Source organism: Parafrankia discariae, from assembly GCF_000373365.1.
GTDB lineage: Bacteria > Actinomycetota > Actinomycetes > Frankiales > Frankiaceae > Parafrankia > Parafrankia discariae.
The window spans coordinates 1-13,271 of the sequence record NZ_KB891278.1 but is presented as its reverse complement, the minus strand read 5'-3'; the positions used below and the strand labels follow the sequence as shown (position 1 = coordinate 13,271).

General features: G+C 71.0%; 16 protein-coding genes. 9 read left to right on the top strand and 7 right to left on the bottom strand.

Annotation, left to right across the window (positions count from 1 at the left end):
* Nucleotides 1–23 precede the first annotated feature (23 nt).
* Complete coding sequence (locus B056_RS41420) at nucleotides 24–935, top strand: DNA-processing protein DprA (RefSeq protein ID WP_084647296.1); 912 nt, start codon at nucleotides 24–26, stop codon at nucleotides 933–935.
* 120 nt (nucleotides 936–1,055) lie between these two features.
* Here the strand turns inward: B056_RS41420 and B056_RS0132840 are convergent, their stop codons facing one another.
* The 5 genes from B056_RS0132840 to B056_RS43310 form a co-directional block, all read right to left on the bottom strand.
* Nucleotides 1,056–2,003, bottom strand: coding sequence for a DUF3560 domain-containing protein (locus tag B056_RS0132840; protein WP_018506083.1), 948 nt, complete (start codon nucleotides 2,001–2,003; stop codon nucleotides 1,056–1,058).
* Nucleotides 2,004–2,034: 31 nt separating this feature from the next.
* Nucleotides 2,035–2,940, bottom strand: coding sequence for a DNA-processing protein DprA (locus tag B056_RS38915; RefSeq protein ID WP_018506082.1), 906 nt, complete (start codon nucleotides 2,938–2,940; stop codon nucleotides 2,035–2,037).
* 109 nt (nucleotides 2,941–3,049) lie between these two features.
* The gene (locus B056_RS38910) at nucleotides 3,050–3,883 is read right to left on the bottom strand and encodes a DNA-processing protein DprA (protein ID WP_018506081.1); all 834 of its coding nucleotides are present in this window, start codon (nucleotides 3,881–3,883) and stop codon (nucleotides 3,050–3,052) included.
* A gap of 44 nt (nucleotides 3,884–3,927) precedes the next feature.
* Nucleotides 3,928–4,359: a hypothetical protein gene (locus B056_RS0132825; RefSeq protein ID WP_018506080.1), complete on the bottom strand. Its 432-nt coding sequence runs from the start codon at nucleotides 4,357–4,359 to the stop codon at nucleotides 3,928–3,930.
* A gap of 94 nt (nucleotides 4,360–4,453) precedes the next feature.
* Nucleotides 4,454–5,779: a MarR family transcriptional regulator gene (locus B056_RS43310; protein ID WP_026240423.1), complete on the bottom strand. Its 1,326-nt coding sequence runs from the start codon at nucleotides 5,777–5,779 to the stop codon at nucleotides 4,454–4,456.
* Nucleotides 5,780–6,093: 314 nt separating this feature from the next.
* Here B056_RS43310 and B056_RS0132815 point away from each other — a divergent pair, with 314 nt between their 5' ends.
* The 4 genes from B056_RS0132815 to B056_RS0132800 all read left to right on the top strand — a co-directional run bounded on the left by B056_RS0132815 (nucleotide 6,094) and on the right by B056_RS0132800 (nucleotide 8,171).
* Nucleotides 6,094–6,537 (top strand): hypothetical protein, encoded by a 444-nt coding sequence (locus B056_RS0132815; RefSeq protein ID WP_018506079.1) that lies wholly within the window; start codon nucleotides 6,094–6,096, stop codon nucleotides 6,535–6,537.
* A complete protein-coding gene (locus B056_RS0132810) occupies nucleotides 6,534–7,061 on the top strand; it encodes a hypothetical protein (protein WP_018506078.1) in 528 nt (175 codons plus the stop codon). The genes B056_RS0132815 and B056_RS0132810 overlap by 4 nt, the downstream gene beginning before the upstream one ends.
* Nucleotides 7,058–7,756: a DUF3846 domain-containing protein gene (locus B056_RS39850; protein WP_076784819.1), complete on the top strand. Its 699-nt coding sequence runs from the start codon at nucleotides 7,058–7,060 to the stop codon at nucleotides 7,754–7,756. The genes B056_RS0132810 and B056_RS39850 overlap by 4 nt, the downstream gene beginning before the upstream one ends.
* A gap of 166 nt (nucleotides 7,757–7,922) precedes the next feature.
* Complete coding sequence (locus B056_RS0132800; protein ID WP_018506076.1) at nucleotides 7,923–8,171, top strand: hypothetical protein; 249 nt, start codon at nucleotides 7,923–7,925, stop codon at nucleotides 8,169–8,171.
* 341 nt (nucleotides 8,172–8,512) lie between these two features.
* Here the strand turns inward: B056_RS0132800 and B056_RS0132795 are convergent, their stop codons facing one another.
* Entirely contained in the window at nucleotides 8,513–9,070 is a 558-nt protein-coding gene (locus tag B056_RS0132795) for a flavoprotein (protein ID WP_018506075.1), read from the bottom strand.
* Nucleotides 9,067–10,275: a helix-turn-helix domain-containing protein gene (locus tag B056_RS0132790; RefSeq protein ID WP_018506074.1), complete on the bottom strand. Its 1,209-nt coding sequence runs from the start codon at nucleotides 10,273–10,275 to the stop codon at nucleotides 9,067–9,069. The genes B056_RS0132795 and B056_RS0132790 overlap by 4 nt, the downstream gene beginning before the upstream one ends.
* Before the next feature lie 334 nt (nucleotides 10,276–10,609).
* Between B056_RS0132790 and B056_RS0132785 the strand changes: the two genes are divergently transcribed.
* The 4 genes from B056_RS0132785 to B056_RS41415 all read left to right on the top strand — a co-directional run.
* On the top strand, nucleotides 10,610–10,801 hold the full coding sequence (locus B056_RS0132785) for a DUF397 domain-containing protein (protein ID WP_018506073.1): 192 nt from the start codon (nucleotides 10,610–10,612) through the stop codon (nucleotides 10,799–10,801).
* Nucleotides 10,801–12,003, top strand: coding sequence for a methyltransferase, FxLD system (gene fxlM, locus B056_RS0132780; RefSeq protein ID WP_018506072.1), 1,203 nt, complete (start codon nucleotides 10,801–10,803; stop codon nucleotides 12,001–12,003). Before B056_RS0132785 ends, fxlM begins: the two co-directional genes overlap by 1 nt.
* 499 nt (nucleotides 12,004–12,502) lie before the next feature.
* The gene (locus tag B056_RS0132775; RefSeq protein WP_018506071.1) at nucleotides 12,503–12,997 is read left to right on the top strand and encodes a hypothetical protein; all 495 of its coding nucleotides are present in this window, start codon (nucleotides 12,503–12,505) and stop codon (nucleotides 12,995–12,997) included.
* Nucleotides 12,998–13,103: 106 nt separating this feature from the next.
* Nucleotides 13,104–13,271, top strand: a 168-nt coding sequence (locus tag B056_RS41415; protein ID WP_195905872.1) for a transposase domain-containing protein, incomplete at its 3' end; no start/stop codon positions are given.

Here is a 13,271-nt window from a genome sequence, read left to right as displayed (position 1 = left end):
CTCACGGCGAATCGTCGCGAACAGTGCGACCCGATCGGACTGCGACGCCATCGACACCTCATACGGAGAGTGATGCCGCAGATACTCCCACTCCGGGTGCCGGCCCAGGACGGCCATCACCACGCCCATGCCACACCGCGGGCCACTCCGAGGCCACGCCCACCACGTCGCTCGACCACACCGCCAGGTGGTCCCCAAACTCACCTACATTCGATCTTGACCCGAAGATCGAATGGTCCCCGTTCTCACCTACATCTGGTCCCCGTTCTCACTTGCAAAGCCAGGAATGGCCCACCACCCTCCCCACGGCGGACGGGGCGCCGATCGCGCTGTGGGCGCGCGGTGACGGCCACCTGGTTGACTTGACAGCCCGGTCGATCACGGTCACCGGCACTCGTAGCCCCAGCGTGCATGGCGTGGGCCACACGCGGCGCTTCGCCGGTGGACTGGCCACGGCCACACCGCCAGTCACCGTGACCGCAGCGGTATCGGCGGGGATCGGGCTACAGGCGTTGACTAGCGCCGCGCTACACGGCCCCACCCTTGCCCTGCTCACCTCGTCGGCGCCCGCCTGCCTCACCCGCTACGGCTCGCTTCTCGCCGTGGTAGCCAGCCGAGGTGTCGTGCTCAGCCTCACCCCGCCGCTGGTACCGGCGCCGCCCGGCACCGGGGAGCAGGGCCGCCGGCTCGCCACACGGATAACGCTGCTCGGCGCGTTGAGCCCGGCGGTACTGGTCATCGAAGCGGAAACCGCCGGGCAGGCGATGACGCTCGCGCGGGCCGCCCACGGCCGGGACCGGCTCGTGATGGCCGTCCCGGCCGGTCATCCGCTGACCGACCGCCACCACGGAGGCTGCCACCAGCTTCTGCACGGCGGCCTCGCCGTTCCCGCCGTCACCGTGGACGACATCACCGCACGGCTACCCACCGGGTAGCCCGCGCACGGCACGACCATCCAGGCTGATGGCCCGCCACCCCGGTTACCGGGGTGGCGGGCCATCAGCCTGGATCTGAGGGTCAGCGGCGGGGCCGGTGATCGAGGATCTTGTCGTAGGTCAACCGCCAGGTCTCCCCTTCCAGGTCCCAGTGGGGATGGTCAGGGAGCGGGTGTTGACGCGCAGGACCGGGTGCCAGCCACCGAACGACGCCTTGACCTGGTCCCCGGTCTGGAAATCGCCCGGCCGCCAGACCTTCACCCCGGCGGCTTCCTGCTCGGCGACATGCCGGGTCCAGTAGTCGATCTCGGCGGCGCGTTGGAGGAGGTCCGCCTCGATGCGGGCCTTCCACCTGGGGTGCGGGGCAGGGTCGCCGTCGGCGGCTCGGCGTTCCGCTGCGCGCAGGGCGCGGGTGTCGACACGCTGCGCGGCTTCCAGGGTCTTGAGGCGGCGCAGCGCAGCCGGGACGTCGAGGCGGCTTTGTGCGTAGCGGGCCGCGGCGGCGGCTTTATCCGCGTGGTAGCCGGCGGTGGCGGTGGCCTCCGTGGCGGCGTCGTCGTGCCGGTCGGCGCGCGCCAGATCGCGCCGGTGGCCGGGCGCGGAGTGGTGACCGGGCAGGACAGGCTGCCCCAGCGGGATGGCGCCGCGCAGCGCGTCGGCGGCGTTGCGCCGGGCGTCGGCGCGGGCTGTCGCACGGCCGGCGGCGTCGGTGTGTTGGGTGGCGCGGTCGTCGGCCCGCCCGATCCGGGCCGCTTCCCACGTGGCGATGTCGGTGATCGGTGTGTCGTCGACGCTGACCGTGACGGGGAAGCCGGCGACGCGCAGCGCGCCGGCCAGCTCGTTGATCCGGAAGGTGTCCGCGGCGCGGCCTCGGCTGCCACGCAAATACCAGGAGCCTTCCTCGCCGATGAGGTCAGACCAGCGGACCCGAAACCGGGTGAAGATCGGCGACAGGACCCGACAGTCCGCCCGGCGGATGCCGTCCATCAGCGTGCCGGTTTCCCGGTCGTGGCGGATCGCCAGCGGCGCCCGTGCGGCGTCGTCGGGTGGGGGCGCGGTCTCGTGCATGGGGCGTGGCCTTTCCCGGCGGGGGTGGGTGTCACCGCGGGCCTGGCGGGGGTGGGGCGTCGCCGGGCCGGTGGCAATGGGGGGTGAGGGCGGGGCGCAGATCGTCGCCGCTGGTGACGATGCGGGCGGTGCCCTCGCGCAGCAGGGTGAGCGGACCGGCACTGAGCGAACTGGTGACCGGGCCTGGAACGGCGAACAGCGGTCGGCGGTGGCGGTAGTGGGCGGCGAACGCGACGGCGAGCGGCACCTCGTCGTCCGGGCCGGCTTCGATCAGCACTGTGACAGGGGCGAGGGCGGCGAGCAGGTCGATGCGGGCCCGGACCCGCTGGGGGAGGGTGAGGGCGCCGGGGGCGGCCGGGCTGAGGACCGCGCCGCGGGCCGCGACAGCGCCCAGCAGCGTGCCGGGGGCTGTGACATCGCGCAGCAGGTGGCGGTCGTGAGTGTCGATGCGGGTGGGGGTGTCGAGGACGGCGACGGCGGTGTGCGCGCGGGCGGCGGAGGTGAGCGCGGCGGTCTGCGCGGTGCTCTCGCCAGCGAAGGCGACGATGGTGACGGCGCCGCCCTGGTCGGGTGTTGTCAGGTCGTGGGTGAGGTCGACGGCGACCGTGCGGCCGTAGGCGCTGCCTGCCTTGGCGCTCAGGATGGTCACCGCCCGGGACAGCAGGCTGCGTGGGTTCCCCTCGCCGGACGCCCACAGCCCGACCGGCCCGCCGGGAACATCAAGGGTGGCGGGCCAGTCGGAGTCGCCGGGGATGAGTAGGCGCCAGCCGATCCTGGTGGCGTGTTCCAGGACGCCGTCGGGGCCGAGGGTCCGGTGGTAGCCGGCGAGCCGGTCCCACACCGCGACCGCGCCGTGGCGGCGGACCGCTTCGGCACGGTCGCGGTTCGGGGGCAGGGAGGTCAACGCGGCGCAGGCACGGCGGAGCGGGTCAGTCACAGCGATCCTTTCCAACATTAGGGAGGTCTGTGGTCGGGCAGGCCGGCGAAAGGGCGGGGCCGCGGTGGTGCACGCGGGATGCCTGCGGCCCCGCTGCTTTCCGGCCGGGTCAGCTGCGGTCGAGGACCGTGAACACCTCGGCGGCGCTGGTGATCAGCCGGGCGGAGCCGTCGCGGAGCAGGGCATGCGGGCCGGCACTGAGACGAGAGGTGACCGGGCCCGGTACGACCAGGACCGGGCGGCGGTACAGGTGGGCGGTACGAGCGGTCTTGAACGCATCACCCACGAGGCCGGACTCGATCAGGACGGTGGCGCGGGTGAACGCTGCCAACAGCCGGATGCGGGCGGTGTGATGGCCGAGGGCCGGTGAGGTACCGGGTGGGGCCAGGCAGACGACCATTCCACTGTCGGCGACGTCCGCGAACAGGTCGCGGGTGTAGCGGGTGAGCGCCCGGACGCAGGTCAGGACCGCGACGGCACGGCGGTGCGCCACGGCGACCCACAGGGCGGTGGCGTTGATATCGCCCACGAGCCCGCCGACGGCCACGGTGACAGGCTCGGCCGCGAGGGGGGTGGTGAGGTCCCACACCAGGTCCCGGGTGACCCGCGTCCCGTAGTCGGTGCCGGCCACGGCACCGACGACCGTCACGGAACGGCGGGTCAACGCGGGCAGGTCACCGCTGCCGCGTACCCACAGCCCCGCCGGAGTACCAGAGGTGTCATCGAGGACGGCTGGCCAGCCGGGATCGCCCGGGATCAGGAGTCGCCAGCCGTCCGCCGCCGCGGAGTCGAGGAGACGAGTCGGATCGATATCCGGGTGGTGCGGGGCGAGACGCGCCCAGACCTCGATCGGATCGGTACGGTCCGGGCCGTCGGAGAACGGGGTGCGTGAGGGCAGGGCGGTCAGGGCGGCGCGGGCGTGCCGGGGGTCATCGTCAGGCATCGGAATCCTTCACACCGGGGCGGGGCGGGCGCACGGCCAGGGGGTTAGGGGGTGTGGGGGGAACGCCACGGCGGCGGGTCGTCGGGGCCGCTGCGCAGGAGCCGGCCGAGCGCGGTGTGCAACGTCCAGGCCTCGGGACGGTCTGCGATGCCGGGAAGATCGAGGACCGTGGCGGCGAGCAGGGTCGTGAACGCGGCCTGCACCGCATCGCGCCCTGCCCCACCGGGGTCGTGGGCGGGCGGGACCGGGGGGACCCATCCGCCGGTGGCGGGCCCGCTGTTCCCCTCCCGGGGGGTGAACAGGAGCACGGCCGGGGCGCTGCGGGACGCGGGGGTGGTGGTGAAGACGGTGTCGGCGGGGAGGGTGAGCAGACCGCGCAGGATCGCGTCGCGGGACGCGGTCGGGTACACCGTGACCGTGAACGTGCCGTCCGCGTTCAGCCGAGCGTCCACCCGGCTGTCGGAGAAACGGGCCATCAGATTCCCTTTACGGTGAGGGTGTTCGGAGTTCCCAGGCCGCGGGAAAGACGTCCACGGCCTGGGTGAGAGTCCGGAGCCGAATGCGGTGGTCTTAGCCGCCGGTCGCCGCAGCGGCGGCGGAGGTGAGCGCGAGACCGGTGGGCGTGATCTGGAAACGCTTCGGCCGGCCCGGGAGGAGGGTGAGCTCACCTCGGCGTGTCATCGCCAGGCCGGCCGCGTTGATCGCCCCCGACGAACGGCCCGGGATCTCACGGCTGATCTCGGTCACGCTCATCGCGACGTCCGCGTGCGCGGCGAGCACGTCTAGGACCATCGCGGCGAGCGCCCCGGCCTGCAGGCGGGGTTTCCCGTCGGTGTTCACCGTCCGCCCCGCAGCCGGTGCCGGAGCCTTCGGGGCGCGGCGTCGTACCGGCCGGGGCGGGGGTGCCACACCGGCCCGCACCGGGCAGTGCGACGCCGGGCAGGACCACGCCGCGCACTCCACCCCACCCGCCGGTACACCCCGACCAGCCGAAGCCGGGGTTGGAGCGGGGTGGGTCAGCCCGTCTCCAGGTGCGGTGCCCGCGTCGGGCATCGCATCGACAGGCGGCGCGGGCAGCGCGGCGCGATCCGCGCCGGGCACTGATCGCCGTGCGGGTTCACTCACGGCTTCCATCGGCGTCACGGCGCCGAGATCCTCGCCCGGGTCGACGGAGGGATTCTGGACCGGCGGGTCCGCGCTGGGAATGTCCGGCGCTGTCTCGGTGTCCGGCTCCGGGCCACTGTCTGCCTCAGCGTCGGTGGGGGGCGTCGCGGGCGGTTCCTGCACGGCCCCGACACCGCCCTCGGCGGTGGGGTCTTCCTGCGCCGTCGCCGTGCCCACCGGGTCGGCCGGGTCGGCCGGGTCGGCCGGGTCCTCCCCGGGGTCACCGGCCTGCACCGGGGCCGTGTCCTCCTCGATTGCTTCCGGCTGCTCCGCTTTCCCGTCGGCGTCAGCGGCCTGGGCGTGGTCGACGGTAGCGGTGGACGAGTCGGGCGCTGCGTCGGGTGGCGGGACGGTCTCCAGGTCGGGGGCGGTTACTGGCTCCGGCGAGCTGTCCGACGCCCCGCCGGCCTCGGTGATCACCGGCGGGTCGCCGTCGCCCTGGGTGTCGCTGCCGGCCGGTGGCTCGGTGGGTGCGGTGCTGTCCGGTGCGGGCGTGTCGTGCGGGGTGGGGATCGGCTCCCACTGCGCGGGCGTCCCCCGGGCCCCGGACCGCCGCGACGCCACGATCAGTCCCGCGTCCACCATCTGGTCCAACACCGGCCGCAGCTGCCCGACCGTCATCCCGGCCGCGACCCGTATCTCCGCCAGGGTCGCGGGCCCCTCATGATTCCGTAGGATTTCCAGGACACGCGCGGTGTCCGGATCGGCGGCGGATGCGTTCTCGTCGACCATTGTTCACAACCCCCATTGTCGGGTGCGTTTTCCGGGTACGTGAACAGCTGTATCTCGATCCGAACGCATTCAGCCAGCCGTATCCACCAGCCATACCCAGTGACATGAATCACTGCCCGGGGAATTGGTGGAACCCGTTGCTGAACCGAATCTGATCAAGTTACGGTGCCTGACGTTCCCGGAATTCACCGCCACACAGACGTGCAGGCCACCCGGGAGCGTTCCCCTCATCCCCCCGCGTGGAGTAGGCGCCCGCGCGCCCCTTCACGCCCCGCGCAGAACGGCTGCCCATGAAACCGACGCCGAACACGCGAATGGATCCACGGCTGGATCCGCCTTTCGACCTGGAGGCTTTCCTCGAGGGTCACGGATTCACGCGGACCAGTAGCAGCCCGGATGTCTACCGGCACGCCCACGTCGAGGTCGAGAACAACGGCGGACACCTCTACGTCCGCCGCTACACCTCACTGGGGCGCCGGCTCATCGACTGGGCGTGCGCCTACGACCCCGACGTACCACGCGAGCTGATCATCATGGCGGTCCTGGCCGCGTTCACACCCGTCCCCGTCCCGCAGAGCAACGCCGGTACCTGGTCGGTCTGGGCCGCCGTCCCCCTCACCGTCGGTGTCAGGCTCTCCCGCGACGCCGCCCGCGACGCCGCTGGCTGGCTCGGGGCCGAGGGCTGGCCCTACCTCACGTACCTGTCCGACGGCGACACCCCACCGGCCGGCGACCCGACCGCACACCCAGACTCATGATCACCGTTCTGGTGATTCCGGCGGACTCGACCCGCCTGACACGCCAGCACCGACTCGATCCCACCGATATACCCGCGATGGAAAAGCTCGTCGGTGGCCTCCTGTACCCGGTGAGCCTCACCGACCCGGAAAGCAGCCTGTACCTTCCCACCTCCAATGCCCGGTTCCCGGGGCCGTGCAACATGCGCGCCACCGCGCTCGCCGCTTTCCACACCCGCCCTTCCCGGCTACCACGGACCATCCTGCGCGGCGATGCGCTCCTCACCGGCCCCACCACCACCGAAGGGCAGGACACCGACGTCCCCGACGAACTCGTCAGCCTTCTCGACAACCGCATGTTCCGCGTCCAGACGAAACAGCCCGACACCCACAAGTGGACCCGAGGGCGTCGCTACGTCGGCTTCGAACACGCCTACACCCAGACCTGCAACACCGTCCGGGGAATACCGGACGACGCCATGCCCCTCATCCGCATCCTCGGCGCCTCACCCGCCACGTCAGACAGAAAAGGAAACCGGTCATGATCCGAGTGTTGACGGTGCCCGCCGACCCGGCGGCCCCGCATGCCCTCACCGAGATGAGCCCGACGGACCTGCGTGGATTCCAGACCCTCGTCGGGGGTTCGATCGAACGCGTCCCTCTCGCTTCCGCCGGGTCGCTGTGGGCCAACGAGGACGGCCTCGGGCTGCGCCTGCCGTTCAACGAGCGCGCGACCGCGCTCGCCGCGTTCCACGCCCCCAGGTTCGCCTGGGACCTGCAGATCGCCGGTGACGTCTACCTCACCGGCCCTGTCGACACCGACGGGCTGGACACCGACGTCCCTGACACCCTCGTCGCGCTCCTCACCGCCGAGTGGATCAGGCTGCAGGCGCGCCCGAACGGCGGGGACTGGGCGGACAACGGGACCTATCCCGGCCTGCTCGCCGCCTACACCGCCGTCTGGGAGAAAGCCGGACTTCTCACCGAGTACGAGCCCGGGAAGCGCTTCGCTGTCCGCGCGGTCCCCGTACCCACCGCCGCCGAGCAGCCCACGGCCGGTTCCGCCACCGACGGTGAAGCGGTGTGGACCGTGTGGGGAGACCGCGTCGACCCCTACGCCGTCCGCCAGACCCGCGAGCAGGCACAGGCCGCCGTCGACGCCGCAGCCACCGAAGGAGAGGACGGCGTGTACGCCGAGCACCCCGACGGCACCACCCTCACACCCACCCCCACCCGATAGCCCCGGACACCGGCGGCCCCGAGAGACCGGGGCCGCCGGTGGTCCACCCACACCGCGACATTCCCTCCCGGCTCCGAGCCCCACCACCAGCCCGCCCCGTTCACCGCTGCCCGGCACTAGCTGGCCATCGCCCGGCCCGGCCCGCCGCACCAGGAGGACTTGGACCATGAAGATGCTCGGCCGTAAGGCCTTCTACATCCGCGGCTTCGCCGGGCAGTCCTGCTGCCGGCACGGCTGCTGCACCGAGACCGCGCACCAGGGCCGGCGCGGCTACCAACGGCACGTCAAGCGCACCGAACAGCGCCAGACCGCCCAGGACATCGCCGCCGGGATCGCGGAGTACCTCCTCGCCGACAACCCGGACACCGGTAGGTACGCCCACGGCATCACCCTTGCGCCGTCGGTCACCCACTAGCCTCAGGCACGGGCCCACGGTTCCCTCCCCCCGGGGGACCGCGGGTTTCCCTCTACCGCTGCCAGGTCCCCGGGGCCCCGCTCGCCACGGCCCCGGCCCGCTCCGCCGACCGCATCCCTACCGACACCGGCGATGCCCAGCGCGGTCGGCCGATCCGGCAGCATCCACATGACCATGGGCTCGTGCCCCCGCACCAAGGGCGCGAGCCCATGCGTCCAGCATCCCCCGCAGGTCTGGTAACCAACGTTTAACGCGCCGCCTCCGGCCCTCCGATCCCGGCCGGGCCGCATAGCGCGCATCGGGCATGCGGGTTGTTCCAGCCGTGTGATCCACCAGGGGGTCTACCTGCGGCGTGCTGTCTGCTCTGCGACGGCGTCGAGTGCCAGGTGCCAGGGGTAGGTGGCTGTCTTGTCCTCGCCGGTACGTGGAGGGTGGGGTTCGAAGGCGCCGGGGCCGAGCAGGACGGTGATTCCGGCGGCTCGGAGGGTCTCGACGCTGCGGGTGAAGACACGGTTGGCGGCGAATGCCTGGTTGACGAACGGCAGGACGGCGATGGGAACGCCGAGCCCGGTCAGTTCGGCGAGGACGCTGAGCGGGTAGGTGTCGGCGATGCCGGCCGCCCACTTGTTGATGGTGTTGTAGGTGGCGGGGGCGACGATGACGGCGTCGGCGTGAGGAACCGTGGCCGGTTCGCCTCGGGGACGGTAGGTGCTGCGGACGGGGCGACTGGTCAGGGTTTCCAACGCCGCTATGTCGAGGAAATAGTCGCGGGCCGTCGCGGTGGCGATGAGCTGGACCTGCCAGCCACGAGTGTGGGCCAAGTCCACCAGCCGGCCGACGGCTCCGGCGGGCCCGGCCCCGCAGACGACGACGTAGAGCACCCGGTTCGGTGGGTTCACGCGGGGAGCCCGACACGCAGGGCTAGCTGACGAAGCTGCGGGAGCGGCGGTGCTCCAGGCTGTCCCAGGAGCTGACCGAGGAGCTGGCGTGCCACGGGTCGGCATCGCACCTCTTCAGGGGCGACACGATCGGCTTGGAGGAGGACACGGCCGGCGTCCTGGGTGTTACCGGTCTGGCGGTGGGCCTCGGCTAGATCCAGCAGGAAATTGGCCTTGCGTTCCCTGGGCAGGACGGCGAGGGCTTCGGGATCGATGCTGCGGGCGTAGGTGAGCGCGGCGGCACCGTCGTGGAGGCGGACGAGGGCGGCCAGGCGGTGCAGGGCAACGTTCGTCACGCCGAACGCGGTGGTGCGGTGGGCGTAGCCGGGCCCCAGCGTGCGGGCGACAGCGTCGGCCTGCTCGTGCAGGGCGGTGGCGGTGGCGGCGTCCCCGTCGCTGGCGGCGGCGATCTCGGCAGGCAGGAGCAGCATGCCGTACAGCGACACCAGCTCCGGGTCGCCCGCTAGCTCCGGCTCCATCCGGTCCGCCATCGTGATCAGGACGTCGAGGGCGGTGCGGAGCTGGCCGGACTGGGCCATGGCACGAGCAACACTGCGGGTGGCCCGCGCCAGGCAGATGAGGTCGTCCGACTCGCTGGCGAGAGTGATCGCCCGGTCCGCGGCAAGCCAGGCCACGTCAGTCGTCTCGAACTTCAGCAGCGTGGAGGAGGCCAGCCGGTAGGTCATGACCAGGTGACGGGTGGCTTCTAGACGGGGCGCACCATCGAGGGCGTGAACGGCGGCTTGGGCCTGCCTCATCAGGTCGGGCAGGACACGGCCCATGACGGCGAAACGCGACGACAGCCAGGCGGAGCAGGCGTGGTCGACCTGCGCGCGCAGCCGGGCCAGGTCCGGATCCCGGCCTGTCCGCCTGCCGAGGATGGTGTCGTAGGAACCCAGTGCTGTCCGCAGGGCCTGGACTTCCACCGCGTCGAGGCATTGGGCCGCGCGTTCAGCGGTGTCGTCCTCGGTCAGGGCGGCCACGGAGATGTCCAAGGCGGCGGCTACCCGTTCCAGCATGGGTAAACGCACGAGGGCACGTTCCCCGGCCTCGATCTTGTCTACCCAGCTCACGGAGCGCTCGCAGCGGTCCGCGAACTGGGCGCGGGACAGGTCTCGCCGGGTACGCCAGTAGCGGACACGACGTCCGATAACACGGCTGTCCATGGGTTCCTCGAGCGGAGAGGCGCGTAGAGCCGAACCTGAACACGATGACTGGTTACCCATCGTATAAGGCTGGTCGCCAGTCCGGGTGAGGAGATCCCACGACCACACTCAGACGATCTTGACTGGTCCTGGACTCCCACATTTTGTCCAGCTGAGGCGCCGGGCCGGTCTTTTAGGTTCTGGCCGAGGGACCGCACGTTTCTCGTGGCCCCTTCTGTTCTCCCGCCGGGTCCGGGCCGGTACCAGCGACGGTTCGGGCTCGGCGGGTTCCACCACCACCAGCTTCGAGGACCCTGTGCCTGTCTCCCCTGCCGCTCCGCCTGCTCTTGCTGCCGTGCGTTGGCGACGGCCGTCCCAGCTCAGCACCAAGGCCGTCGACGCGGTCGAGGTCGCGCTGGATGACCATCGGGTGCTGATCCGGTCGAGTTGGGGCCGTGAGGTGCGGACCACCCCGGGTGCGTTCGCGGACTTCGTCGAGGCAGTACGGCGCGGCGAGTATGACGACCTGATCGCGGGGGTGCGGTGATGCCCACAGAGGAGGCGTCGTGGCTGCGGGCGGCGATGGTCGAGCGGATCCTGGCTGCCGAGCGGGTCTCGCCCGCGGTCGAGGCGGCGCTGCGTATGGTGCCGCGGCACCTTTTCCTGCCCGAGAGCTCGACCGAGGTGGCGTACGAGGACAGCGCCGTGGTCACGAAACGGGCGTTTGGTGGGAGCGCGGTCCGTACGGCGCTGCGGCCGTCGGTGGTCGCGGTGATGGTGGAGCAGCTGCGGGTCGAACCCGGACACATGATCTTGCAGGTGGGTGCTGACGGGTACACCGCGGCGTTGTTCGCCGAGCTGGTCGGGTCGGCGGGGTCGGTGGTGATGATCGACCTCGATCAGGAGGCGGTCCACCGGGCCCGCACCTGCCTGAACGCGGCGGGGTACACCGACGTCGCGGCGCTGGTCAGCAACGGGCATTTCGGATTCCCCTTGCGGGCCCCGTTCGACCGGATCCTCGTGACCGCCAAGGCGACGGACATCCCACCCGCGTACATCGACCAGCTCGTGGACGGGGGGCGGATCGTTCTTCCGTTGCAGATCCGGGGCTTGTCGCGGTCGGTCGGGTTCTGTCGAGTCGGGGAGATCCTGGTCTCGGACTCGATACGGCCCTGCACCTTTCCGCGGATGCACAGTGCGGGCGCCCGGGAGCGTGCCACGGTCATCCTCGCGGCCGGGGTCGGGTTGGAGGTCGCCGCGGTCGAGGACGTCAACGCCGACGCGCTGCGGGAGGCACTGCTCGGGCCGCGTCACGTGCTCAGCACCGGTGTGACGGTGCCACCGGGCGACGGTCTGCTGGCGAGCCTGGACTTGTGGCTGGCGACCGTGCGCACCCATTACGGCCGGCTGTATATCGAACAGATCGCGGACCAGCGGACCCCGTTCGCTCCGCCGGTCCCGGGGGGCGTGTCGGCGGTGTGGTCCGAGTGCAGTCTCGCCTACCTCACCTATCCCACCCCGGACACGGCGACCGGCCCGGATCTCGACGTCAGTGTGATCGCCTGGGGCCCGGACCGGTTCAGGCTCGGGGACCTCCTGGCCTACGACGTCCAGGTCTGGGACTCCCAGCGTCGGGGCGGCCCGGACCCCACGATCCGGGTCTACCCCTCCACCCTCGGCTGGGAGTCGCTGCCACCGGGCCGGCTGATCGACACTCCTTCCGCCCAAATCATGATCATCTGGGATTGAGGGTGCGCCGCTCTCCCGCCTCGTCTTGCCCTGATCATCGCCGCTGGGGGACTCTGCCGTGAGTGCCGTGTCATCCGAGACTCCCGCTATCCGGTGGGGTTCCGACGGCAGCGGGTATGCCAGTCACCGACGAGTTCATGGTATTCAGCGCTTTCTGCGACGATGTGCCGTAGGCGATGAGAATATCGTGGCGGGTTGTTCCGATCGCTCAACCGAGACTGACAGGGAGGGGAACGCCGCTCCAGGCGGCAGTCACCGGGCAGCCTGATCATCATTCAGGCGGAAGCCGGTCACAGCTCCTCGCCGTTTCCCTACATCCGACCCGACTTCTTCTTATACTTTCTTCTAATATTAGACTGCTCACCGCCGGGTGGTGTCTTGCGTGATGGGATCATGGTGGTCGCAGTGGACCCGGCCAACACCGCTTGCCCTACCCGGACAGCTGGCCTGCGCTCGCGGCCCCCTGGTCGCCGTGTCGCCGTCACAGATTGTCACCGCGATGGACCATCCGCGAATCCAGCAGGTCGGCATGGCCTACCGGTACGCGATGTCCTGGACCGGCCGTGACCGCCGCCCCCCAGTTATCCCCATCCTGCTGCAGCCTGACCCCGACGACCCGGCCTCCGCCGCACCGATGGCCGTTATGTGCGCAACGGGCCGTATCGGTCGGCTTCCCGTGTACGAGAACGCCGGCTGGCGAGAGCTGACCGAATACGAAGCCAGCAACGGCCGGGTGATCGGAGGTTGGATGGTGCTCGCACCCGTCCGCCGCCGGGGCTACAAGGTGCAACGACTCTGGCTGAACACACCGCTGCAGTACCCACCAAACGGCCCACCGGTTGATCTGACCGCGATCCGCTGGCCGACACACACCCCCCGCCGGGAGCTGGCAAACACCGTGCGGATGTTTCCATCCACCGGGTCCTGGTATTTTCCGGACCCGGATGCGTTGCGGTGGAACCTGCTCGCCTGGGTCCAATGCCGTGAAGCTTAAGTCGATCTTGAATAGTTGATGTTCGCTGTTCGTGGCTGGCGGGTGGTACGGCGTGGCGGCGTGGCATCGGTGCCGCTGGGTGGTTTGGTCACGGTTCGTGGCTTCGATGGTGACTCCGGACCAGGTGTCGGTGGGTGTGCTGGTGACGGCGGTGCCGCGGGACGCGGTGGACGAGGCGGTGGCGGCCTGCGGCGTCGGTGAGCGGCGCAGGGGCGGGAAACTCCCACCCCATGTGACGGCCTATCTGACGTTGGCGATGTGTCTGTTCTCAGAC

Excerpts from the sequence above, each read along its gene's own strand:
- B056_RS0132840 (WP_018506083.1), bottom strand. The coding sequence starts at position 2,003 with ATGCACGAGACCGCGCCCCCACCCGACGACGCCGCACGGGCGCCGCTG.
- B056_RS38910 (WP_018506081.1), bottom strand. The coding sequence starts at position 3,883 with ATGCCTGACGATGACCCCCGGCACGCCCGCGCCGCCCTGACCGCCCTG.
- B056_RS0132825 (WP_018506080.1), bottom strand. The coding sequence starts at position 4,359 with ATGGCCCGTTTCTCCGACAGCCGGGTGGACGCTCGGCTGAACGCGGAC.
- B056_RS43310 (WP_026240423.1), bottom strand. The coding sequence starts at position 5,779 with ATGGTCGACGAGAACGCATCCGCCGCCGATCCGGACACCGCGCGTGTC.
- B056_RS0132815 (WP_018506079.1), top strand. The coding sequence starts at position 6,094 with ATGGATCCACGGCTGGATCCGCCTTTCGACCTGGAGGCTTTCCTCGAG.
- B056_RS0132810 (WP_018506078.1), top strand. The coding sequence starts at position 6,534 with ATGATCACCGTTCTGGTGATTCCGGCGGACTCGACCCGCCTGACACGC.
- B056_RS39850 (WP_076784819.1), top strand. The coding sequence starts at position 7,058 with ATGATCCGAGTGTTGACGGTGCCCGCCGACCCGGCGGCCCCGCATGCC.
- B056_RS0132800 (WP_018506076.1), top strand. The coding sequence starts at position 7,923 with ATGAAGATGCTCGGCCGTAAGGCCTTCTACATCCGCGGCTTCGCCGGG.
- B056_RS0132790 (WP_018506074.1), bottom strand. The coding sequence starts at position 10,275 with ATGGACAGCCGTGTTATCGGACGTCGTGTCCGCTACTGGCGTACCCGG.
- fxlM (WP_018506072.1), top strand. The coding sequence starts at position 10,801 with ATGCCCACAGAGGAGGCGTCGTGGCTGCGGGCGGCGATGGTCGAGCGG.
- B056_RS0132775 (WP_018506071.1), top strand. The coding sequence starts at position 12,503 with ATGGACCATCCGCGAATCCAGCAGGTCGGCATGGCCTACCGGTACGCG.